The organism is Pelagibius sp. (genome assembly GCF_965249265.1).
Lineage (GTDB): Bacteria > Pseudomonadota > Alphaproteobacteria > Kiloniellales > Kiloniellaceae > Pelagibius.
Window position 1 is genome coordinate 2,884,784 of the sequence record NZ_OZ252224.1, and the last position, 21,657, is coordinate 2,906,440.

The window sequence follows — 21,657 nt, forward strand, 5'->3', positions numbered from 1 at the left end:
AGAGCTTAAGCCAGCTTGTCCCCTTCGCCTTCGGCGCTTGTTGAGAGCGGCTCAATCAGTCCGCCGGGCGGATCATCCGCCACATCACTTCGCTCTTGAGCACGATACGGTGGAAGACAACAGCCAGGATGTGCAGCGCGATGAGCGCCAGAAGGACCCGCTTGAGGATGTCGTGCACCTGTCCGGCGGGCGCCACGTCGCCGAACTATGCCGCAAGGCCGGTCACCGCCATCGCAGCCAGCACGACATAGAAGGCCCAATGTGTCACATGGCTGAGAGTCTTCAGCAGGCCGGGTTCGTTGTCGGGTGGTAGCGAAGTCCGGCGCTGCAGGCGCAGAACCACGCGCCAGACAACGAAGGCCAGAATTAACCCTCCGCCGACCACATGGGCCATGATCAGCGGATCGAAGGCGTAGTCTCGACCGACGCGGATCGCGTCCCAGGCGCCGGAGATGGCATCCTTGAAGATGTATTGCGCCGCAACCAGCACGGCAACAGCCTAGAGCGTTTCACGCATTGATTGAATCGGAATGTGGGTTCCCAGGGGCGCGGATTTGTGATTCAAGCTTTCTACTGGAGTAGGAGGCCAGCATGCATGACGCGACCCTATTCGAATGACCTTCGTGAGCGCGCGATAGCGGCCCTGCAAGCAGGCGAGAGCTGTCGTGTGGTTGCCAAGAGGTTCGGTGTGGCAGTGTCTTCAGTGGTGAAGTGGCATCAGCGCTATCGGGCGACGGGTAGCGTTGCGCCAGGCAAGGTTGGCGGTCACCGTCGTCGGCTTCTGGAGCCGCATCGGGCGTTCATCGTGGAACGGATCGAGCAGACCCCGCACCTGACCCTGCACGGCTTGAAGGACGAGTTGGCCGCGCGCGGGGTCAAGGTCTCCCACAATGCGGTCTGGCTGTTCCTGCGCCGCGAGGGATTGCGCTTCAAAAAAACGCTGTTCGCTCTTGAGCAGACGCGCGTCGACATCGCCCGGCGGCGATGGCGCTGGAAGTCCTGGCAGAGCCGGCTCGATCCCCAGCGCCTCGTCTTCATCGATGAGACCTGGATCAAGACCAATATGGCGCCGCTGCGCGGTTGGGGACCAAAGGGCAAGCGCCTGCGCGGCTTTGCCCCGCAAGGCCGTTGGCGCACCATGACCTTCCTGGCGGCCCTCAGGTGCGATGGCCTGACCGCTCCTTGCGTCTTCGACGGCCCGATCAACGGCCAGGCATTTCGCGCCTACGTCGACCAGCTACTCCTGCCCACCTTGAGGCCCGGCGACATCGTCGTGATGGACAACCTCGGCAGCCACAAATCCAAGGCCGTCCGAGCCGCCATAAAGGCCGCCGGCGCACGGCTCTGGTTCCTGCCACCCTACTCGCCCGACCTCAACCCCATCGAGCAGGCCTTCGCCAAAATCAAACACTGGATGCGCCTTGCCCAACGCCGAAGCACCGATGACACCTGGCGCCACCTCGGCCAGCTCCTCGCAACCATCCAGGCACAGGAATGCGCCAACTACTTCCAAAACGCTGGATATGCTTCCGTCAAAACGTGAAACGCTCTAGACCAAAGCCTGTTCAGGCTTCACGGCCCCCCCACAACCTCGTCGAGAAACGCCAGAACGGTGTCATTGAACGCCTGCGGCGCTTCGAAGTAGGTCGAGTGACCGGCATTCGGTATCCGCACCAAGCGGGCGCCGGGGATGAGACCGGCGACCTCTTCGATCACCGGCGGCGGGAACAGGCGATCTTCAGGGCTGGTGAGCAACAGTGTCGGAACCGCGTAGTCCCTCAGCTCTTCCCGGCGCACGGTTCGCGCCCGGGTCAGGCGCAGAACCGGCCTGGGGAAATTGCTGTTCAGGGCCGAGATCTGCCGGCAGAGATGAGCGCCCGCCGGATCGTTTCCGATAAAAGTCTCACCAAGCTGTCCAGTGCCAGGCTTTATGGCGCCCGACGCAAGGTATTCGATCGCCGCATTGGCCAGCGGGGTGTCGAGGCCACCGGGCGTGTTGCAGAGAACCAAGGCGGAAATGCGCGCCGGATAAGCGACAGTGGCCTTCAGGCCGCCCCAGCCGCCCATGGACTGACAGACCAGGCTTGCCCGGTCGATCGCCTCGGCATCCAGGATCGCCATGATGTCATCGTGGAAGTGATCGCAAGTGAAGTGCGCCGCATCACAGCGCGAACGCCCGAAGCCGCGGTGGTCGAAGACGATGACGCGGTAGCGGCTGGCGAAGACCGGCACCTGCTGCCACCAGCTCAGCGTGTTGCCGCCGCGACCATGGGCGAAGAGCACGGCCGGCCCCGAACCATAGGACTCGTAGTGGAGAGTGGCACCCTTGGTTTCGACCGTCGCCATACCGCTCCCAAACCTCGCCCGAGCCGCCTAGCTTTTCTTCTTCTTTTTGTCCGCGTAGGGGTTGTCGCCCTTGCGGATATTGATGCGGATCGGCGTGCCCGGCAGATCGAAGCTCTCGCGCAGCCCGTTTTCCAGGTAGCGCAGGTAGGAGGTCGGCAGTTCCTGGGGCTTGGAGCAGAAAATCGCGAAGGTCGGCGGGCGTGACTTGGCCTGGGTCATGTATTTCAGTCGCACGCGCCGCCCGGCGCTGGCCGGCGGCGGATGGGCTGCCGTCATCGCATCGAGCCAACGGTTGAGATCGGAGGTTCCAATGCGCCGGTTCCAAACCTCGTAGGCGCCGAAGACCGCCGCCATCAGACGTTCGATGTTATGGCCTTGGAGGGCCGAGAGTGTGACCAGCGGAATACCGCGCACCTGCGGCAGCGAACGTTCCATACGGTCGCGGATCGCCGCCAGCGCGGCATCGCGGTCGCGGCAGGCATCCCATTTGTTGACGCCGATCACCAGGGCGCGGCCTTCGTCCACCACCATGCGGGCAATGGTCAGGTCCTGCTTCTCCAGGCCCTCCTCCACGTCCAGCAGCAGGACGACCACCTGGGCGAAACGCACGGCGCGCAAGGTATCGCTGATCGACAGCTTCTCGATCTTCTCGGTGACCCGGGCCTTGCGGCGCAGCCCGGCAGTGTCGACAAGCCGGACAGGCCGGTCGTCGAACGACCAGTCGACGGCAATCGAATCCCGGGTGATCCCGGCTTCCGGGCCGGTCAGCAGACGCTCCTCCCCCAGCAGCTTGTTCACCAGCGTGGACTTGCCGACGTTGGGCCGGCCGACGATCGCGAGTTGCAGCGGACCTGCGTTCTTGTCGCCTTCCCCCTCATCTTCATCCGGCGGGAACGCGTCTTCGGTTTTGGGCACCACCGCATAGATGGCATCGAAGAGATCGCTCATGCCCAGGCCATGTTCGGCGGAAATCGGAATCGGATCGCCGAGCCCCAGCGCATAGGCCTCGCCCAGGCCGGCCTCGATCTCCCGCCCCTCGCACTTGTTGGCGATCAGCGCCACCGGTTTGTCAGCCCGGCGCAGCCAGTTGGCGAAATGCTCGTCCAAAGGGGTCAGGCCGGCGCGGGCGTCCACCACCAGCAAGGCGAGATCGGCATCGTCCAGGGCCCGTTCGGTCTGGGCCCGCATGCGCCCCTCCAGGCTGGCGTCAAAGCGCTCTTCAAGCCCGGCAGTGTCGATAACCCTGAAGTCGAAGCCGAAGAGATTGGCCTCCCCCTCCCGCCGGTCGCGGGTCACACCGGGGGTATCGTCGACCAGAGCAATCTTCTGCCCGACCAAACGGTTGAAAAGGGTCGACTTTCCCACATTCGGGCGGCCCAGGATGGCGACGGTGATGCTCATGGCCTTGGCATAGGGTCTCGGCGGCGTTCTGGCAAGTTCGCCGTCACCCGCCAAGACGCCAAAGAAGTTAACGCAGGGCGATCAACTGGCCGCCATGGGTCATGAGGAACAGGCTGTTGTTGGCCACCACCGGCGCGACGGCGGCGCCGTCGCCCAGATCGAAGAAGCCGAGCGGTTTGCCGTCATAAGGAGAGACCGAGAGCACTTCGCCGTGGGAGCCGGCAACCACCAGGCGGTCGCCCGCCAGCACTGGACCAGTCCAGCGGATCGGCTCGTCCGGGTCGTCGGGATCGACAAAACGCGGCAAGGGCTGAACCCAGCGGATACGCCCGTCGCGGCGGCGCAGGCAGACAAGCTGCGAGTCCTTGGTCAGCACATAGATGAACTCTCCGGCGGGCCAGGGCATCTCGATACCGCCGAGATCCGCCTGCCAGGCCCGCACGCCCTGACGCAGGTCCACAGCCAGCATACGCCCGGCGTTGCTCACCGCCAGCACCAGTTCCCGGTCAATCACCGGCAGGCCGCGGATCTGGGCGATATCCGCCAAAGGATCGATCTGGCGGGCGGCGCTGAGGTTCTCAGACCAGAGAATGCGGCCGCTTTCCGCCAGCATGGCCAGCACCTCGCCCGAGGAATAGGGAACGATCACCGTGTTGCCGGCAACCGCCGGGCTGGCTGAGCCCAGGAGCCCGGCCGACTCCTGCACCCCGACATGGTTCCAAAGCCGCTCACCGCTGTCCGCATCGACGGCAATCATCTGATTGTCGAAGGTCACCGTGAAAACCCGGCCGTCGGCGTAGACCGGGGCGGAGCGCATCGGCGCCGGGACCTTGTGCTCCCACATGACCTCTCCGCTGGCGGCGTTCAGCGCGAAGATCTTGGCAAAGCCGGTGGAGACGAAGATCTTGCCGTCGCCAAAGGCGATACCGCCGCCGAAAAAGCCGTCGTCCTCGTCGTCGTCTTCGAGATCGACCCGCCATATGCGTTGACCGCTGCCGGCGGAAAAGGCCGAAACCAGGGAGCGCGCATCCATGGTGTAGACCTTGTCACCGACCACCAGAGGCTGGGCCAGGATCTGCGCCACGTCGCCCGAGCCCTCGCCGACGTCGGCACTCCAGACGCGGCGGGGATTGGCGCTGAGCGACAGGTGATACATCGCGTGGGCCGCCGAACCGCCGGGCTGCGCCCAATCCGTATTCACATAAGGTTCAGGAAGACGCACCGCCACGTCCGCGATGGTCGGGTCCGGGCGCAGTCCTCGCTCAATGGCAAGAATGGCAATGCGCTGGCCGGGCAGCGGGGGATCTTCGGACTCGCCGAAGAAATCGTCGAAACTGCAGGCCCCCAGGGCAAACAACAGCATCAGCGGCAAAACCGCACGAAAGCGAGATAAGGCCATCAGAAAATCATCCAGGCAGGGTGGACAGCAATTCGGCAGCACGCGCCCGGCTGCCCGAGGGTGCGTTGGGATCATCGGTAATCTGGCTGAGATGCTGACGGGCCTCCTCCTCATCGCCCTCCCTCAAGGCCAGGGCCGCGAGCAACTCCAAAGCCGTAAAGCGGTAGGGTGCCTCAGGGGCCGCCAGCGGCTGCAGCCGGCCGCGAAGATCAGCCGGATCGCCGTCGTCCAGCTCGCGCATCACCGCATAGAGGCTGCCCAGAGCCGTGATCGCGGATACCGTCGAGCCCTCGGCTGCCAGTTCCCCCCAGATCTGCTCCGCCGCCGCCAGGTCACCGGCTTCCGCGGCGAGCCGCGCTTCGGTCAGCGCCGCTAGAAGAGGATAGCCGTTGCCGCCCGGATCGCTGAGCGCCCGCAACGCGCGGCGGCCGTCGTCCTCGTTTCCTTGTTCGATCATCTCCAGGGCGGCGGCATAGCTGTCGGACTGCTCACCGCGCAGCTTCTCGTCGTAAGCCCGCCAGCCCTGATAGCCGGCGGTGCCGATCACAACCACCGCGGCGATCGCATAGACATAGAGGCTGTTGCGCTTCCACCAGTCGGTCGCTTTGTCCCGCCGAAGGTCTTCTTCGACTTCCTTGAAGATATCGGCCACTCAAAACTCCCTACTACGCTTTCCCAGGCGAACGCTTTCCCGAAACCCGACGGCGCCCGCTTGGCAACCCCGGCGTGGCGGGCGGGCGACCCAGGGCCGGGTTGATCGATGTTGCATCCCTATGACGGCGCTTCGTTGATAAAGCGCCGGAGGCAAAGCATCAACCTCCTATTGGCCCGCTGACGTTTCACCAAGTACCTCTTTCGGGGCAGTCGCCGCCGTGAGGGGAAAGATCAGGCCGCCTTCCACTTGATGCTGCACCCCATCGAGGCGACTTGCTCCACCGGCCCTTTGCCGCTTTCCGCCACGCCACGCATGGCCTCCAGCAGTTCGCGCCGGGCATTGGGCACCGGGGTCGTCTTGGACTCGTCCAGGCGGCCGCGGTACTGGAGTTCCAAGTCCGCATTGAATCCGAAGAAATCGGGGGTGCAGATCGCCTCATAGGCCCGGGCGGTTTCCTGTGTCGGGTCAACGAGATAGGGGAAATCGATCCCATGCTCCGCCGCGAAGGCCTTCATGTTCTCAAAGGAGTCTTCAGGATAGGCCGAGGCGTCGTTGGCATTGATCCCGGCCAAGCCCACGCCCATCGCCTTCAGAGCCCTGGCATCCTCGGCCAGCCGCTCGGCGATCGAACGGACGTAGGGGCAATGATTGCACATGAAGACGATGACCGTGCCGTTGGGGCCGGCCACATCCTTAAGGCTGTATGTCCGCCCATCTATCCCCTGCAGGGAGAAGTCGACCGCCTTCCATCCAAATTCACAGATCGGTGGCACCGCCGCCATGGGCAAATCCTCCATAAGCTCATTTGTTTACAATGCTCTAGACCGCCGTTTTGCCAGATTCTCACAGCCCCCGCACGTTAACATTTTTTTCAGCGCGCCAGGAGACACTGAAACCTGAGGATTTGGGCCGGAATTCGGACCAAATCCGGTATCCGACTTGGTTCGGGCAGCGGTGAAGGATCGCCGGCCGGAATGCACCCGGGCAAGGATGCCAAGCTGCACCAGGAGCTCAAGGTATGAGACGCAAACCGCTATTCGCTCTCACTGTCCCGCTGATGGCCTTTGGCCTCGGCGCCTGCGACCCGGCCACACAGGCGATGATGGTCGGTGCCAGTCTTGTCAGCTTTGTGCATACCGACAAAACCCTCGGCGACCATATGGCGACCTGGGCCTTCGACAGCGACTGCTCCATCCTTTACGCGGCAGACGGCAAGCCCTATTGCCAGAAGTTCGAAACGGAGGAGGAACGGCGGGCCGCCGAAGCGGAGGCCGCCCTGCAGGCCCAGACCCATTGTTACCGGACCCTCGGCAGCATTACCTGCTACCGGGAGCCCGACAGCATGGCGAGCAGCCAAGCCAAGGTGCGCTGAGCCCGTCAGCGGCCGGCCGCGTAAGTGCTGCGCCGCACAAAGTTCCCCCCTGGACGACAGCGCAAATTTCAGGAAGACTGTTTTCGTTGAGGAAATATGACGCCTGGGAGATGAACCGCGTCCATGAGCCAGCTGTACCGCTTCAGCGAATACCGCAAGGCGTCCAGGCGCGTCTTCTTCAATCGAACCGAACTCAACCAGCTTTTATCGCTTTACAGTCGCCACGTCGCCAATGGGGACTGGCGCGACTACGCCATCGACCAGGTCGGCGGCGCGGCGATCTTCTCGGTCTTCCGGCATACCCATGACGCGCCACTTTTTTCCATCGCCAAGCAGGGCAACGCCAAAAACCCGGAGTTCGTTGTGTTTTCCGGCCGGGAGAAACTGAAGCGCGCCAAGTCCTTAGGAGAAGCCCTTAAGGTCTTTAAGGGCAAACTTAAAGTCGTTTCCTAAGAGCCGCTGCCCTACACCCTGAAAAGGCTGCGCTTCCCCGTGGTTTTAGCGGCAGAGAAACTTCAGAAAAACTCTATAAAATACTGATATTGAACAATAAAATGACCGTTGTCGCATGCCGCGAAAACTGTCGGTTCTCTTAACCTAATAACTTAAGGGCGGGGCAATCTCTTCGTGGGACCATGAGACAATTCCTGAGCTTTCCCCAATCGGCTTGAGGAAGAGTATCTGTCTCGATCGGGCCAGCGGTGGATTCCCCCAACTGCCGCTGGCCCACCTCATTTTGCATGAGGCCTTATTCTGCATGGGGGAATACATCAGGTATCGGGCTTGCCCAACGCCGCCTGGGTTGACCAACAAGAGTAAAAGCCATGCCGCAAGACCATGACGTCGGAGTACCGCGTGAAGCGGTGACCGTCACTACAGAGGACCAAGACGACCGCCGCCGCTTTATCCGCGCGGCCACCGTCCTGAAAGCCCGCCTGCTGACCAAAGCCGGCTCAATGGACGGCACCGTGCTCGATGCCTCCCTGAACGGCGTGAAGGTCTGGACCGCGGGCAACATACCCGTGGGCAGCCCGATCACGCTGGTGCTGGCCGGCTCCGTCTATTTCGGCGGCGAGGTGGTCTGGCGCCGCGGCGAAACCCTTGGCGTCTGCTTCCACGACGATCCGGAAAAGGTCGCCACCATCATGGCCGCCCTGCTCCCCCAGCGCTGCCTCCAGGTCGGCCACGCCTGACCCAGGGGCCAAAAAGCAGGGGAAGCTCAGGACCGCTTCACGTTGAGCACGAAGATGTCGGTGTATTCCTCAAGGCCGCGAAGTCCGCATTCCACACCGATGCCGGAGTGTTTCACACCGCCGAAGGGAATCTCCGGACCCATCGAGGGGTGCTGATTGACCCAGACCGATCCGGCCTGGAGCCGCAGGGCAACCCCCGTCGCGGCCTCGACATCCTCGCCCCAGACCGAGGCGCCAAGCCCGTGCCGGTCCGCATTGGCGCGCGCGATGGCGTCCTCGAGATCTCCGTAGCGGGAGAGTGCGATGACCGGCCCGAATTGCTCCTCGGCATTGACAGGGTTGTCGTCGGTAACGTCTGCCAGAACAGTCAGGGGGTAGAAATAGCCCTCCTGAGGCACGGATCCCTCATGGATCACGCGGGCCCCAGCGGCCGTTGCGCGTTTCACCAGGTCGCCGACCTTCGCCAGTTGCATCGGGTTTTGCAACGGACCCATCTCCGCGCCCTCCCTATCCCACGGCCCAACGCGGACATTGGCGGCAAGCTCAACGAAAGCGGCGCAGACGGCGTCGTAGAGTGAGTCCGGGACATAGATCCGCTTTGCCGCCGCGCAGACCTGGCCACAATTCGAGAACGCGGACCAGAACAAGCCTTCAGCCGCATCCGAGACACTGAAGTCCGGCATAACGATCGCCGCGTCGTTGCCGCCAAGCTCCAGCGTCAGGCGCTTAAGCGTCGCTGAAGCGTTGGCCATAATCGCCTGCCCAGTGGCGATCGACCCGGTGAAACTGATCTTGCCGATTCCCTGATGGCTGGTGATCCAGGGGCCCAACCTGTCGTCACCGGTCAGGACGGTAACGAGCCCCTTGGGGAAGATACCATCGGCAAGTTGCGCCAGACGGAGTGTTGACAGGGGCGTCGTCGGCGCCGGTTTCACGATGACGGCATTGCCTGTCAGAACCGCCGGCGCGATCTTCCAGGCCGCCAGCAAGACGGGATAGTTCCAAGCGGTGATTGCCCCTACAACGCCGATGGGACGCCTTTCGGCGCGGACATACTGTGCGTCCGTGTCCCGAAGCACCTCCGGCTTCAGTTCGAGATCGGCAAATCCCTTCATGAAGAACCCCGCGCCCATGACCTCCGCCTGGGATTTGGCCAGCGGCTTTCCCTGTTCGCGCGATAGCAGGTGCGCCAACACATCGATGTCTCCGGTCACCGCATCGGCAAACGCGCGCACTCTTTCGGCCCGCTCCGACCAGGCCCGCACCGCCCAGGGCAACTGAACAGCGGCCGCAGCGCGCACCGCTGCATCCAGACCATCGGATTCAGTGACGGGTGCCGAACCAAAACTCTGCGCGGTCGCCGGATCGACGACATCCATACGGCTGGCAACAGTGTGTGGCGCACCGCCAATTCTCAGCTCCGGTGCGTAGTGGGCTTCCTCAAACGGCGCACTCTGTCCATCGGGCATCACTTGTTCCTTACTGACCGGTTGGAGATACGCCGCCGAACAACGCCGCCCTTGCCTTCTCGTCGGTATAGGCTTGACCCGCCCCTTGACCATGGAGCAACTCTGCGGCTGGCTTCACCTTCGCCGACGGCCGGGCGGCGATTGCATCGGACCAGCGCTTCACATTCGGATAGTTCGAGATATCGATACCCTGCCCCTTGGCGACACGGGTCCAGGGAAACAGCGCGATATCGGCAATGGAGAAGGCATCCGAAATCCATGCCTTACCGGTGAGCTGCCGTTCCAGGGTCTCATAACATCGGCGCGCTTCGCCGACATAGCGCTCCACAGCGTAGGGTATCTCCACACCATTGGCCGCCGCATGGGAGAAGAAATGGGCCGCCTGACCCAGCATCGGACCCTGCTGCGCCACCTGCCAGAACAGCCAGGACAAAACGGCCTGGCGTTCTTTCCCCTCGGGAAGCAGCCGGCCGGATTTCTCGGCCAGGTACAACAGGATAGCCCCGCTTTCAAACACAGCGAACGACCCGCCATCGGCCTCATGGTCGACGATGACCGGGACCTTGCCGGCAGGGCTGATGGCGCGAAACGCCCTCTGATGCTGATCGCCGGCAGCGATGTCGACCCACCTGACGTCGTAGGACAGTTCCATCTCCTCAAGCGCTATCAGAACCTTACGGGCGTTCGGGGATCTGTAGTAGTAAAGGTCGATCATCGCCGTGCTGGCCCTAGTAGGACACGTAGGGGACGGCCAGATCGAACCGTTCGCGCATGCGCGCAATGTAGTCGGTTAGATTCTTCTTGCCCGCGATGTAGTCTTTGCCCTTCCAGTCGAACGGCGCCTCAATGGTATGGGTCAGGATCGAATAGACGGTAGCGTCTATCCAGCGTGGCTGATCGCCCATGAAGAACGGTTTTTCACCGAGAAAATCAGACAAGGCATCAGCATCGACTTTGAGGGTTTCATAGACTTCCTGATCGGACTTCAGGCCCATGCCCTGTTTGTCGAACTGGCTCCTGATGTGGGCGCGGAACGCATCGAGCCCGGCCAGAACGTCCTCGGGAATAGGGGTCGTGCCTTGCACGATGATGGGCTTGTACACCTCCCAGCCTTCATCCTTTCGCCATCGCGGCTGAATAACGCCGCACCAGTAAGTGTGTTCGTCGATCATCCGGTTCCAGGCGATCATCATCGCCTGCTCAACCGCCGTCACTCCTTCGCTGAAGGGATCGCCGTACTTGCGCTGAAGATAGTGGATGATCTCCGTTGAATCCGGAACGACCGTTCCGTCGTCATCTTTGATGTAGGGCAGCTTGGTGCGCGGCGCATCCTGAGCCAGTGTCGCCAGGGGTTGTGCGACCATCTCGAAATCATGGTCGGCCATCTTAAGATAGTTGTAGAGTTTGCTGACATAGGGGCTGATGTCGGCCACCGTCCAGCCGGGCATGTATCCGTATACCTGGATCATCTGTTTCCTCCTCCCTATTTTTCACCACGGCAGAAACTCACCGTTGGCGTGCTGGAACCGCCCGGATTTTTCCGGTGTCAGTCCATCCATGTTGCGGATCAAACCTGCCGCCGCGTTTTCCGGCGTGTCCCAGGATAAGTCTCCGCGCATGTCCTTTGTCAGGTCGGTTGCGACCATACCGGGGTGCAGCATCAGGACACTGAAGCCCCTGTCCTTCAGATCGTGATGCAGGTTCAACCCCACCATGTTGGCGCCGCACTTTGAAATCCTGTAGGCGTACATCCCGCCTGAGCCGTTATCGGTCAGCGAACCGACGCGGCTCGACACGATGCCCAGCTTGGCGCCGGGCGCGAGATAGGGAATGACCGCCTGGGCAACCCTGAGCGGCCCGACCGTGTTGATCTCAAACTGTCGGCGCACATCGTCGAAATCGAGCGCGCCCAGTTCATCCAGGCCCAGAACACCGGCCACATGAATCACCACGTCAATCGCGGGCCGTTCACGCAAGGCGGCCATCAGTTTGTCTATGGCAGCCGAAGACGTCACGTCCATGTAAGGGATTGTCACCACGTTGGCCCCGGCCAAAGGATCGCCACCAAGACAGGCGGCAATCACATGATCGTCCCGCTCCGCAAGCTGATCCACGATCGCGCGCCCTATTCCGCGGTCGGCGCCAACAACAAGGTACGTTCCCATTCTCTCTACCCTCAATCAGCCGCCGCCGGTTGACGGCGCTTGTCTCGCTCAGCGCCGATGACGCCGGCATCTTGCAGGCTCGCAATTTCTGCGGCGCTCCTGCCCAGTTCTTCCAGGATCTCGGTGGTATGCTCCCCCAGTTCGGGAGCGCCCATTCTGTGCTCGGCGGGGCTGGCGGCGAAACACGCCGCATTGCGCGCCTGGCGCAGCCTGCCCGCAGCCGGATGATCCGTCTCAAACAGGATTTCGTTGTTCACCACCTGGGGATGGCTCACCACCTCAGCACGGGTCAGCGCCGGGGCGCAGGGCACCCCATGGGCCTCCAGAACGGCGAGGTTCTCTGCCGTCGTCTGCGCCTTAAGGCAGTCCTGGATGACACGCAGACGCTCATCGACGTTCCGGTCGCGCAGAACCGGCGTCGCAAAGCGGGGGTCTTCGGCCAGTTCGGACCGCTTCATCGCCGCGCAAAAGCCTCTCCATTCCTTGTCGGACATGGTTGAAACCGTCATGTATCCGTCGGCGGTCTCATAGATGAGGTCGATGAAGCTCGCAGCCGTCTGATTCGAGACCGCACCGTCGGGATAAGTCTGCGCTCCGAAATCCGAGGCCCAGAGAAAGGACAGGACCGCATCGAGCATCGAGAGACGGACATGCTGCCCCTGCCCGGTTCGGGCTTTATGAAACAGGGCAGCCGTCATCGCCTGGCACGCGGCCATCGCACTGAACTTGTCAGGCAGAACAGTCCGCACGAGGCGCGGGCGCTCCGCATCTGATCCAGCCTGGACGGTGGTCAGGCCGGACACCGCCTGGATGACCGGGTCGTATACCGGCTTATCCTTCCAGGGCCCCGTCTCGCCGAAGCCGGACAGCGACATGTAGATGATGTCGGGATTTATCTTGCAGATAGCGTCGTAGCCGACGCCCAGGCGTTCGACCACGCCAGGGCGAAAATTCTGGATCATCACATCCGCATTGCGCACCAGATCGTGCACAATGCCAACACCATCCGGGGCTTTCAGGTTTACGGTGATAGAGCGCTTGTTGCGATTGATGTTGAGGAACATGGACGACATGCCGCCGCGCTGATTGCCGAGCGAGCGAACATGATCGCCCTTGGCCGGCGGCTCGACCTTGATCACGTCGGCACCCTGATCCGCCATGATCGTCGTCGCCCAGGGGCCCGACAACATGCTGGTCAGATCGACCACTTTGACCCCTGCCATAGGTCCCGGCACCGTCTTTCCTCCCGTGCTTTGCTTTTCTTCCTGGGAGGTTATTGTCTGGCCAAATCGAAATATATATCCTATTCACGAACTTTAAGTTTGGTATTATCAAACAATGCGCCTTGCCAATCTTCCCCGTATGGCGGCCTTCGAGGCCGTCGCCCGCCATCTGTCCTTCACCAAGGCAGCCGCTGAACTGCACCTGACCAAGGGTACGGTAAGCCAACACGTCTCGAACCTTGAAGAGGAACTGGGCCTGCGGTTGCTGAACCGCTCCTCGCGGCGAATCAGCCTCACGGAAGCGGGAGAGGATCTCCTGCCCTTCTGCGCACAGGCCGCAGAGGCGGCGGCCGCCCTGACGGATCGGTCGGCGCAGGAGACCTCCGGTCTTGTCGGCAAGGTGTCGATCACAACATCCCATACGCTGGCCATTCAGTACCTCAGCGAGGCGATCACCCGTTTTCAGCATCTCCACCCTGGGATCAGGGCTGAGCTGTCGATTCGGGAACGCTTCGTGGATCTTCACGAGGAAGGGGTCGACCTCGCTCTCCGGGTTGGCCCCGTGCAACCACAGGATCTCATCGCCAAGCGGATCTGCACTTTTTCGATGATCGTCTGTGCGCCGCCCGAGCTGCGTGACGCCCTTCCCGCCGACCCGAAGCCGGAAGACCTGCGCGACCGAGACTGGGTGCTCATCAGCACCACCAATCCCCGCCCCGAGATTACCCTCAGCCACAAGGACGGCACCCGCCGCCGCCTCGCCGTCACGCCGACGTTCGAGACCAACAGCGGGCTCTGTGCCTTGTCGATGGTGACCGGCGGCGCAGGCGTCGGCCTGCTGCCCAGCTTCGCGGTAAAGGCCGACTTGGCAAGCGGGCGGCTCGTCAACCTTCTGCCGGACTGGACCGAACGGGAGGGGCCCATTTCGCTGGTCTGGTCACCCCTGGCGCGCCGAAAACGCCGCGTCACCGCTCTGATCGAGTTCCTTGAATCCGACTTTCAAAGCTGGCTTCAAGGGTGATCGGCCCGCCACCGATCTCCGGATCGCAGGCTCCCTACTCCCACTCGATTGTTTCCTGACGCCTTATGAATTTGATCTGTATAGGTTTTTTTGATGCGTCAATTTGCACATACCGTCATAAAACGGCGCTCTTGAAAATAAACGATAAATGGAGCGTGCGTCGCGGCGTCAATCTTTCCGGTCTGATTATCAACTCGTACTCAATTCCAAGCTTAAAAGAAAGTTCGCTGGCATTACCCAATCAGCTTACTGAGGATCAAATCGGAGGCCCGCAACCACCGAGACCGACACTCGGTTGCAACAACGGTTTGACTAAGGTCCTTGGGCGCCAGTGGCCCCTTCCCTCTCTCAGGCGGCGTCCGCCACAGGAATGAATTCTTTATCGTCCGCTGTACACCCCAAACCAGACTTGAACTGAAGATGCGGTGACTTCTGCATTGTGCCGATTCTGTTGATTTAATCGGGCTTGAACGCGGCCTGGAGCCATGATTCCGTCTTCCTAGGGTTTTGCGAGGAGGACGGGGTGATGATGGGGACGCAGGCGGCGCCGGATCGGCTGTTCTACGACTTTTGCCTCGATGATCATGTTCCGGCTGACCACCTGCTGCGTCATATCGATCGCTTCCTTGATCTCGCCAGCGTGCGGCGTGAGCTGGCCGGCCACTACAGCACCATCGGCCGGCCCTCGGTCGATCCCGAGCTGATGATCCGCATGCTGATCGTGGGCTACTGCTTTGCCATCCGCTCGGAGCGCCGGCTGTGCGAGGAGGTCCACCTGAACCTGGCCTATCGGTGGTTCTGCGGGTTGGGCCTGGACGGCAAGGTGCCCGATCACTCGACCTTCTCGCGCAATCGCCACAGCCGCTTCCGGGACAGCAATATTCTGCGCCACCTCTTTGAGAGCGTCGTGCGCCGGTGCATGGCCGAGGGGCTGGTCGGCGGCGAGGGTTTCGCGGTGGATGCCAGCCTGATCCAGGCCGACGCCAACAAGCAGCGCTCGGTGCGCGGAGACAAGTGGCGCCTCGAGGAGATCCCGGCCGACGCCGGTCAGGCGGTCAGGGATTACCTGGCCCACCTTGATGATGCCGCCTTCGGGGCAGCCACCACGGTGACGCCGAAGTTCGTCTCGCCCTCCGATCCGGCGGCACAGTGGACCGGCGCCCAGCGTGGGCCGGCCTTCTTCGCCTATGCCACCAATTTATCTTATCGACACGCAGAACGCGGTAATCGTCGATGTCGAGGCCACACGGGCGATCCGTCAGGCGGAGGTCGGGGCTGCGCGCACCATGCTCGACCGGACACGGGAGCGCTTCGGTCTGCATCCCAAGCGGCTCGCCGGCGACAGCGCCTATGGGGCCGCGCCCATGCTGGCCTGGCTGGTCAAGGACCGGGGCATCACCCCGCACATCCCAGTATTCGACAAATCAAAGCGCGAGGACGGCACGCTCTCCAGAGCCGACTTCACCTGGGACGCCGGGCGTGGCCTCTATGTCTGCCCGAGAGGCAAGACGCTCAAGACCACCGGCAAGGTTCACGACAGCCGCACACTGCTTTACAGGTCCAGCAAGTACGACTGCGATCCCTGTCCGCTCAAAGACCGATGCTGTCCCAAGAGCCCGCATCGCAAGATCCCGCGCGATATCCATGAGGATGCCCGCGACGTCGCCAGGGGGCTCTATGACACACCCGCCTTCGACCAGTCGCGCCGAGAGCGCAAGCGGGTCGAGATGCTGTTCGCCCATCTCAAGCGCATCCTCAAGCTGGGCCGGCTGTAGCTGCGCGGACCTTGTGGCGCGCACGACGAGTTCCTGCTCGCCGCCACCGCCCAGAACCTGAGAAAGCTCGCCAAGCTCAGACCGGAGCCGCCGCCATTCGCTAAGCTGGCATGAATGACGTGAGGATCTGATCCACCAGCAAAGGACCGGAACGCCCCCGTCCCAAGAAATCCGGCCAGAAGGCCGGCACCCGATGTCGGCTACTGTCAAAAGCGGACACCGAAACCCCGCCACGAGCAGACTAAATCAACAAAATCTGCACCAAGCGGACTCAGTCGCAAAGACAGTGCGGTTCCGCATTGACCGGGTAAGAGGGCGTGGTCTGGACGGGCACATGGGAACGCCCGGAGACGGCTGAACTTCTGACAGCGACTTCGGATTTTTGACTGCAGTCCTGGTTTCCAGTTCGCAAAGTATACTCAGCTTGTTAAGACCGTTTGCGTGGACTGGAATCTCCACGGTCAAGCTATGGCGGCGATTCTTCCGCTCTTATCTGATAGTCACTCCGCACCGATACCCTGATGCGCCGGAAGATCTCCGCAACCGTCTTGTCCTTCACCAGCAGAACCTCCGCTTCAAGCAGGAGGTTCGTGACTCGCTTTAAAGAGATCCGCTCCCTTAGCATCCCTTCAACCCTCCTTGGTAAAGACCCGGCTGCCTCAAACCCACAACTCCATAACCGGACTTGGTTGAGTGGGCTTGGTCAAAGTGCAAGCGCCTTTCTAAACCCGCCGAACAACCATCACTACGCGAACGTGGACTCTACGGCGGTCGAGGTCGCTCTCATGCATCGGAAGCTGGTCAGCCGGTTTTTCCGGCTTCGATCGGAATCGCCGGACCCTCGGCGAACCTCTGGCGTAGCAATTGAAGAAACAGCGAGATATTTGCGTTGGTTCGCGGACCGGGCATCGAGACGGCTTCGATGGTGATGCGCATCTCAGGCATAAAGGAGATGAGATCCACTCCGTCCAAGACCACGTTCTCCAGGGCATGTGCGTCCACGAGGCCGATGCCCGCGCCAGCCTGGACCAGGGAAACTGTGCTAGCGGATGTGGTTACTTCGATAGCCGTTGCGAATGGAATGTTGGAGCGCGCGAATGCGCTTGCGATCAGAGCACCGGGCATGGTTGCTCGGCTCACAGCGATTAGTGAGTAGTTGCGCAGGTCACGTGGCGCGACCGTCCGCATCTGGGCAAGGGGATGGCCGCCTGGCACGATGGCGACGATGCGGTTGGCGCCGATGGGCGCCTTATCGAGATTGCTTTCGGTTAGCGGACCATGGACCAACCCGATGTCCGCTTCCCCCCGCTGAACGCGCTCAAGCACCAAGGGTGTCGGCAAGACCGCCAGGCCAATCGCCACGCGCGGATGCGTCCGCCGGAAGCTCGCGATTGTCTCTGACAATCGCCTGCTTGCCAGGGTAGGGATGGCGGCAATCGTCAGGTTGCCCGTGCCACTGTCGCGCATGTCACGCGCCCTGTTGCGGATTCCATGCAGGCTGCCAAACAACCGCTCGACATCCGGCATGAGAGCCTGAAGCTCCGGCGTAGCGACGAGGCGCCCTTTCTCCCGCCGAAATAGCTCAAAGCCGAGCCGTTCCTCAGCATAACGCAGCGCCCGGCTGACCGCAGGCTGCGAGACGCCTAGACAGGCTCCCGCTTCCCGCATGGACCGGCTGCGTGCAACAGCCCAGATGATCTCAAAATCGCGCAGGCGCATGTGATAACTTCCGGTTATCAGCCCTGCCTGTCAATCGATTTGACCGATCCCACGAGCCTCTACAGACTTCTTCATCGCTGAGCAAACTTATATTAAGCAGGGGCAATACCGAATGCGCGCAGGAGTGGAAATCGGCGGCACCTTCACAGATATCGTCTTGATCAGCGACGACGATTGCCTCATCACGCACAAGGTGCCGTCCACTCCGGAAGATCCGAGTCGTGCCGCGGTCACCGGCCTTGTCGAGTTGGTCAAGAAGGCGGGCACCGGGCTCGATGCCATCACCGAGCTTTTCCATGGCTCTACAGTCGCGACCAACACGCTGATCGAGCGCAATGGCGCGCACTGCGCCCTGGTCTCCACCGCCGGCTTCGAGGATGTCTTGCTGATCGGACGGCAGGACAAGACGCGCGTCTATGACATGTTCTATCGCAAACAGCGCCCCCTTCTGGGGCGCGAACGTATTTTCGGTCTTTCGGAGCGGCTGTCGGGGCAAGGTGAGATCGTCATGCCGCTTTCACCGCAGGCAATTGACAAGACGATCGACGAAATTCTAGATCTTGGTGACGTCGAGTCCGTGGCCGTCTGCCTGCTGCACGCTTATCGCAACCCTGTACACGAGCAGGCATTCCGCGAGCGCTGGCAAATGCGGTCGCCGGGAATACCGATATCTTTGTCTTGTGAGGTTGCGCCGGAGTTTCGAGAGTACGAGCGCGCTAGCACAACCCTGATCGCCGCCTATGTAAAGAAACGGGTCGCGACCTACGTGGAACGCCTGGAGCGTCGCCTCTCAGAGCATGGCTTCGTCGGGCGCCTCCTCATTATGCTTTCCAATGGCGGAGTGGTGCCCGTCGAGCAGGTAGTTGCTAACCCGGCCAAGACCTTCCTCTCTGGTCCCGCCGCTGGCGTAACCGGTGCCGGTCATGTAGCCAAGCTTGTCGACGCGCCCGACCTCTTAACGCTCGATATCGGCGGCACCAGTTGCGATGCGTGCGTCATCGAGAATGGGGTGCCGCAGAACACGCAGCGCGGCTTCGCAGAATACAAGATTGATGGTATACCCCTCAGCTTGATGATGCTCGAAATCGCGACGCTGGGCGCGGGCGGCGGAAGCATTGCCTGGGTCGACGGCGGCGGGCTACTGAAAGTGGGGCCGCAGAGCGCTGGTGCCGTTCCGGGTCCAGCCTGTTACGGGCGCGGTGGAGAACATTTCACTGTGTCGGACGCCCTGTTGCTCCTTGGCATGATCGACCCGGACCAGTTTATCGGCGGTCAGATGCATCTCGACGTCACTGCGGCCGAACGGGCGGCGGTACCACTCTGCGAGCAACTCGGTATTGAGCCGGTCCTGCTTGCGGAGAGCGTTCGGCGGATTACCGTGGCCGGCATAGCGACCGCGCTGCGCCTAGTCACGGTAAAGCGCGGCTTCGATCCCCGTGACTTCTCTCTTCTCGCTTATGGTGGTGCCGGGCCGGTCCTGGCCGCGGCGATTGCAGAGGAGATGGGCATTGGGCGCGTGGTGGTTCCTGTAGCGCCGGGTCTCTTTTCGGCATTCGGGCTTTCCGTCAGCGACACCAAGATGGATTATGTACGTTCTATGCCCGGGACCCGCGCGGAGAACGGATCTGCTGCTGCCGTTGCCGACGCCTTCAGCTCGATGCGTGGCCAGGCGTTGGAGGATTTCGTGCGCTTCAACGTTCAGCTCGAGTCGGTCCAGTTCACGTCGTCCGTCGACGCACGCTATGTGGGGCAGGGCTATGAGCTTTCGGTCGGCTACGATCCGTGGGCACCGGAGGCCGAAGGGCTTACCCCCCTTGTGCACGGCTTTCACGATGCCCATGCGCAGCGCTACGGTCATGGCTTTCCTAGCCAAGCAGTCGAGATCGTCGGCTGCCGTCTAGTAGCGTCATCCGCACGCACTGCAAGAGCGTTGGCCAAGGTTCCCAATGAGGGATCCACTCCTGCGAAGACTGCGCAGATGTACATAGACGGCATGAGCGTGGAGGTCCAGCGCCTGCCTAGGGAAGGGCTCGTCGTCGCCGAGCCGCTGACAGGTCCAGCCATGGTGATAGAGACGTCCAGCGCGACCATAGTCCCGCCTGGCTGGACTGCGGAGGTTTTAGCGAGCGGAGAGCTGTTGATTCGAAAGAAGGCGGGTAACTGATGAGAAAACAGGAGCGCGGGGTCGACATCGACCCAGTCACACTTAACATTGTCGGGGACGGTTTTCTCTCGATTGCTCTGGAAATGGGGACCGTTCTGCTGACATCGGCCTATTCCTCGATTGTTCGTGAGGCCAAGGACACTTCCACTTCTCTGCACGATCCATTGGGTCGGATCGTCTCGCAAGCACCCATGATCCCAACGCACATGAACTCCATGGCACTGGCCTTCGCGCACATTCGAAGCCAGTACGACCTGATGGCGCTCGGTCCCGATGACGCCTTCGTCATGAACAACCCATACGAGATGGGTCAGCATCTCAACGATATCATCCTCTTCGTGCCAGCGTTCCACGAAGACCACTTGATCGGTTTCGCCGGCACGGTCGTCCACCATGTTGACATTGGCGGTGGGGCACCTGCCTCCAACGCCTATGCTACGGAGCTGTACCAAGAGGGCCTCATTCTCCCAGCGGTGAAGGTGTCCATCGAGAGGGATCTGAAAGATGGCGTCCTGTCGCGGATTATCGGCGCCAATGTACGCGCACCGGACAGGGTAGTGGGCGATTTCCACGCTCAGCTCTTCGCGGCATTGCGCGGAGTGTCGCTCCTTCGCCGAATGGTCGAACGCTATGGTCGCCAGAAGGTGCTGAACTGCATGGAGACCGTGCAGGACCATTCGGAGAGACTCATGCGCGCCGGCCTGAGTGCAATTCCTGATGGTGTCTACGAGGGTGAGGACTTCACGGACTCCCAGGATCGAGAAAAGCCGCCGGTCCGCGTCCACGCGCGGGTAAGCGTTCAGGGAGACGATGTGGAGGTGGATCTCAGCGGCAGCGATGATGAGGTGCGCTACCCAATCAATGCGCCAGTCGCCTCTGTCCACTCCTCGGTGTTTTCATACTTCGTCAGCATGACGGGCGAGAGCGCACCGGTGAACGATGGAAGTTATAGACCAATTCGGATCGTTACCCGCCCGGGTTCCGTCTGCAATCCATTCTTTCCGGCACCAGTGCGCTCCCGCATGGCAGTGTGCTACCGCGTTATGACTGCGTTGAAACGTGCGTTCGGCACAGCGTTACCAGAACGCATTGCGGCTTGCGGCGCTGATGCTACCAACTCCATAGCCTTTGGCTATCGACGGGCGGGAGGCTACGACGTCTATCACGAGGTCTTCGGCGGCGGCAACGGCGCCTCAGCTCGCAGCGATGGAGAGGACTGTCTGGCGCAAGGGCTTTCGAATACAGCCAACACGCCGATCGAATCGTTGGAGACCGAGTTCGACTTCGTGCGCGTGAAGGCCTATGGCTTCGCACCGGGCTCGCCAGGACACGGCCGCTATCGCGGCGGCCACGGTGTGCGCAAGGTCTACGAGGTGCTGAGGGACGACGTGACCTTGTCGACCGCCGGGGATCGCCACAGTACCCGGCCCTGGGGCCTGGCCGGCGGAGAGGAGGGCTCGCACAGCCGTTACTCGATCCAGCGTAACGGAGAATGCATCCCAATCGGAGCCCTTACAACCTGCTCGCTGCACCGCGGAGACCTTGTGATTTGTGAGACCTCTGGTGGCGGTGGCTGGGGCGATCCGCATGAGCGGCCACGTTCCGAGGTGCTCGAGGACTTGGCCGCAGAACGACTGACACCGGCTGAGGCACGGCGGATTTACGGTCTGGCCGAGTAGAGCCCAGCCGAAGTGGGACGTGCAGGATGAGAAGAGGCAATGAATAGCGTCTGAAACAAGCCACTTGGAAGGATGG

General features: G+C 61.8%; 20 protein-coding genes and 1 pseudogene. 8 read left to right on the forward strand and 13 right to left on the reverse strand.

What is annotated here, in order from left to right:
• Positions 1 to 55: 55 nt before the first annotated feature.
• Positions 56 to 196: a cytochrome b/b6 domain-containing protein gene (locus tag ACP146_RS13745; protein ID WP_422367331.1), complete on the reverse strand. Its 141-nt coding sequence runs from the start codon at positions 194 to 196 to the stop codon at positions 56 to 58.
• 9 nt (positions 197 to 205) lie between these two features.
• Entirely contained in the window at positions 206 to 490 is a 285-nt protein-coding gene (locus ACP146_RS13750) for a hypothetical protein (RefSeq protein WP_422367332.1), read from the reverse strand.
• A gap of 105 nt (positions 491 to 595) precedes the next feature.
• Here ACP146_RS13750 and ACP146_RS13755 point away from each other — a divergent pair, with 105 nt between their 5' ends.
• Complete coding sequence (locus ACP146_RS13755) at positions 596 to 1,543, forward strand: IS630 family transposase (RefSeq protein WP_422365542.1); 948 nt, start codon at positions 596 to 598, stop codon at positions 1,541 to 1,543.
• A 29-nt stretch (positions 1,544 to 1,572) separates the two neighbouring features.
• On the opposite strand, the gene ACP146_RS13760 is transcribed toward ACP146_RS13755, so the two are convergent.
• From ACP146_RS13760 to ACP146_RS13780, 5 genes are all read right to left on the reverse strand, one after another.
• Positions 1,573 to 2,346: an alpha/beta fold hydrolase gene (locus tag ACP146_RS13760; RefSeq protein WP_422367333.1), complete on the reverse strand. Its 774-nt coding sequence runs from the start codon at positions 2,344 to 2,346 to the stop codon at positions 1,573 to 1,575.
• 27 nt (positions 2,347 to 2,373) lie between these two features.
• Positions 2,374 to 3,747 (reverse strand): ribosome biogenesis GTPase Der, encoded by a 1,374-nt coding sequence (gene der / locus ACP146_RS13765; RefSeq protein WP_422367334.1) that lies wholly within the window; start codon positions 3,745 to 3,747, stop codon positions 2,374 to 2,376.
• A 67-nt stretch (positions 3,748 to 3,814) separates the two neighbouring features.
• On the reverse strand, positions 3,815 to 5,146 hold the full coding sequence (locus tag ACP146_RS13770) for a PQQ-binding-like beta-propeller repeat protein (RefSeq protein WP_422367335.1): 1,332 nt from the start codon (positions 5,144 to 5,146) through the stop codon (positions 3,815 to 3,817).
• Positions 5,147 to 5,153: 7 nt separating this feature from the next.
• Positions 5,154 to 5,798, reverse strand: a complete 645-nt coding sequence (locus ACP146_RS13775) for a tetratricopeptide repeat protein (protein ID WP_422367336.1) — start codon at positions 5,796 to 5,798, stop codon at positions 5,154 to 5,156.
• A gap of 233 nt (positions 5,799 to 6,031) precedes the next feature.
• Positions 6,032 to 6,583 carry a thioredoxin family protein gene (locus ACP146_RS13780; protein WP_422367337.1) on the reverse strand — a complete coding sequence of 184 codons (552 nt, stop codon included), beginning with the start codon at positions 6,581 to 6,583 and terminating at the stop codon, positions 6,032 to 6,034.
• A 236-nt stretch (positions 6,584 to 6,819) separates the two neighbouring features.
• Between ACP146_RS13780 and ACP146_RS13785 the strand changes: the two genes are divergently transcribed.
• The 3 genes from ACP146_RS13785 (at position 6,820) to ACP146_RS13795 (ending at position 8,366) form a co-directional block, all read left to right on the forward strand.
• Positions 6,820 to 7,173 carry a hypothetical protein gene (locus tag ACP146_RS13785; RefSeq protein WP_422367338.1) on the forward strand — a complete coding sequence of 118 codons (354 nt, stop codon included), beginning with the start codon at positions 6,820 to 6,822 and terminating at the stop codon, positions 7,171 to 7,173.
• 123 nt (positions 7,174 to 7,296) lie between these two features.
• The gene (locus ACP146_RS13790; protein WP_422367339.1) at positions 7,297 to 7,626 is read left to right on the forward strand and encodes a DUF2794 domain-containing protein; all 330 of its coding nucleotides are present in this window, start codon (positions 7,297 to 7,299) and stop codon (positions 7,624 to 7,626) included.
• Positions 7,627 to 7,997: 371 nt separating this feature from the next.
• Entirely contained in the window at positions 7,998 to 8,366 is a 369-nt protein-coding gene (locus ACP146_RS13795) for a PilZ domain-containing protein (protein ID WP_422367340.1), read from the forward strand.
• A 26-nt stretch (positions 8,367 to 8,392) separates the two neighbouring features.
• On the opposite strand, the gene ACP146_RS13800 is transcribed toward ACP146_RS13795, so the two are convergent.
• The 5 genes from ACP146_RS13800 to ACP146_RS13820 are packed head-to-tail and all read right to left on the reverse strand — an operon-like array spanning position 8,393 to position 13,235.
• The gene (locus ACP146_RS13800; protein WP_422367341.1) at positions 8,393 to 9,835 is read right to left on the reverse strand and encodes an aldehyde dehydrogenase family protein; all 1,443 of its coding nucleotides are present in this window, start codon (positions 9,833 to 9,835) and stop codon (positions 8,393 to 8,395) included.
• A 10-nt stretch (positions 9,836 to 9,845) separates the two neighbouring features.
• Complete coding sequence (locus tag ACP146_RS13805) at positions 9,846 to 10,550, reverse strand: glutathione S-transferase family protein (protein ID WP_422367342.1); 705 nt, start codon at positions 10,548 to 10,550, stop codon at positions 9,846 to 9,848.
• Positions 10,551 to 10,563: 13 nt separating this feature from the next.
• Positions 10,564 to 11,304: an iIsoprene-epoxide--glutathione S-transferase gene (isoI, locus tag ACP146_RS13810; RefSeq protein ID WP_422367343.1), complete on the reverse strand. Its 741-nt coding sequence runs from the start codon at positions 11,302 to 11,304 to the stop codon at positions 10,564 to 10,566.
• A gap of 21 nt (positions 11,305 to 11,325) precedes the next feature.
• Positions 11,326 to 12,000, reverse strand: a complete 675-nt coding sequence (locus ACP146_RS13815; protein WP_422367344.1) for an SDR family oxidoreductase — start codon at positions 11,998 to 12,000, stop codon at positions 11,326 to 11,328.
• An 11-nt stretch (positions 12,001 to 12,011) separates the two neighbouring features.
• Positions 12,012 to 13,235 carry a CaiB/BaiF CoA transferase family protein gene (locus tag ACP146_RS13820; RefSeq protein ID WP_422367345.1) on the reverse strand — a complete coding sequence of 408 codons (1,224 nt, stop codon included), beginning with the start codon at positions 13,233 to 13,235 and terminating at the stop codon, positions 12,012 to 12,014.
• A gap of 103 nt (positions 13,236 to 13,338) precedes the next feature.
• On the opposite strand from ACP146_RS13820, the gene ACP146_RS13825 reads away from it, so the two are divergent.
• Both ACP146_RS13825 and ACP146_RS13830 read left to right on the forward strand, forming a co-directional pair.
• Positions 13,339 to 14,244 carry a LysR substrate-binding domain-containing protein gene (locus ACP146_RS13825; RefSeq protein WP_422367346.1) on the forward strand — a complete coding sequence of 302 codons (906 nt, stop codon included), beginning with the start codon at positions 13,339 to 13,341 and terminating at the stop codon, positions 14,242 to 14,244.
• A gap of 526 nt (positions 14,245 to 14,770) precedes the next feature.
• Positions 14,771 to 16,133: pseudogene (locus ACP146_RS13830) on the forward strand (IS1182 family transposase).
• Between the two features lie 687 nt (positions 16,134 to 16,820).
• On the opposite strand, the gene ACP146_RS13835 reads toward ACP146_RS13830, so the two are convergent.
• The gene (locus ACP146_RS13835) at positions 16,821 to 17,738 is read right to left on the reverse strand and encodes a LysR family transcriptional regulator (RefSeq protein WP_422367347.1); all 918 of its coding nucleotides are present in this window, start codon (positions 17,736 to 17,738) and stop codon (positions 16,821 to 16,823) included.
• A gap of 112 nt (positions 17,739 to 17,850) precedes the next feature.
• On the opposite strand from ACP146_RS13835, the gene ACP146_RS13840 reads away from it, so the two are divergent.
• Positions 17,851 to 19,902, forward strand: a complete 2,052-nt coding sequence (locus ACP146_RS13840; RefSeq protein ID WP_422367348.1) for a hydantoinase/oxoprolinase family protein — start codon at positions 17,851 to 17,853, stop codon at positions 19,900 to 19,902.
• Complete coding sequence (locus ACP146_RS13845; RefSeq protein ID WP_422367349.1) at positions 19,902 to 21,581, forward strand: hydantoinase B/oxoprolinase family protein; 1,680 nt, start codon at positions 19,902 to 19,904, stop codon at positions 21,579 to 21,581. Before ACP146_RS13840 ends, ACP146_RS13845 begins: the two co-directional genes overlap by 1 nt.
• Positions 21,582 to 21,657: the final 76 nt, after the last annotated feature.

Excerpts from the sequence above, each read along its gene's own strand:
- ACP146_RS13805 (WP_422367342.1), bottom strand. The coding sequence starts at position 10,550 with ATGATCGACCTTTACTACTACAGATCCCCGAACGCCCGTAAGGTTCTG.
- ACP146_RS13800 (WP_422367341.1), bottom strand. The coding sequence starts at position 9,835 with ATGCCCGATGGACAGAGTGCGCCGTTTGAGGAAGCCCACTACGCACCG.
- ACP146_RS13785 (WP_422367338.1), top strand. The coding sequence starts at position 6,820 with ATGAGACGCAAACCGCTATTCGCTCTCACTGTCCCGCTGATGGCCTTT.
- ACP146_RS13755 (WP_422365542.1), top strand. The coding sequence starts at position 596 with ATGACGCGACCCTATTCGAATGACCTTCGTGAGCGCGCGATAGCGGCC.
- ACP146_RS13790 (WP_422367339.1), top strand. The coding sequence starts at position 7,297 with ATGAGCCAGCTGTACCGCTTCAGCGAATACCGCAAGGCGTCCAGGCGC.
- ACP146_RS13835 (WP_422367347.1), bottom strand. The coding sequence starts at position 17,738 with ATGCGCCTGCGCGATTTTGAGATCATCTGGGCTGTTGCACGCAGCCGG.
- ACP146_RS13840 (WP_422367348.1), top strand. The coding sequence starts at position 17,851 with ATGCGCGCAGGAGTGGAAATCGGCGGCACCTTCACAGATATCGTCTTG.
- ACP146_RS13770 (WP_422367335.1), bottom strand. The coding sequence starts at position 5,146 with ATGGCCTTATCTCGCTTTCGTGCGGTTTTGCCGCTGATGCTGTTGTTT.
- ACP146_RS13845 (WP_422367349.1), top strand. The coding sequence starts at position 19,902 with ATGAGAAAACAGGAGCGCGGGGTCGACATCGACCCAGTCACACTTAAC.
- ACP146_RS13780 (WP_422367337.1), bottom strand. The coding sequence starts at position 6,583 with ATGGCGGCGGTGCCACCGATCTGTGAATTTGGATGGAAGGCGGTCGAC.
- ACP146_RS13760 (WP_422367333.1), bottom strand. The coding sequence starts at position 2,346 with ATGGCGACGGTCGAAACCAAGGGTGCCACTCTCCACTACGAGTCCTAT.
- der (WP_422367334.1), bottom strand. The coding sequence starts at position 3,747 with ATGAGCATCACCGTCGCCATCCTGGGCCGCCCGAATGTGGGAAAGTCG.
- ACP146_RS13815 (WP_422367344.1), bottom strand. The coding sequence starts at position 12,000 with ATGGGAACGTACCTTGTTGTTGGCGCCGACCGCGGAATAGGGCGCGCG.
- ACP146_RS13825 (WP_422367346.1), top strand. The coding sequence starts at position 13,339 with ATGCGCCTTGCCAATCTTCCCCGTATGGCGGCCTTCGAGGCCGTCGCC.
- ACP146_RS13795 (WP_422367340.1), top strand. The coding sequence starts at position 7,998 with ATGCCGCAAGACCATGACGTCGGAGTACCGCGTGAAGCGGTGACCGTC.
- isoI (WP_422367343.1), bottom strand. The coding sequence starts at position 11,304 with ATGATCCAGGTATACGGATACATGCCCGGCTGGACGGTGGCCGACATC.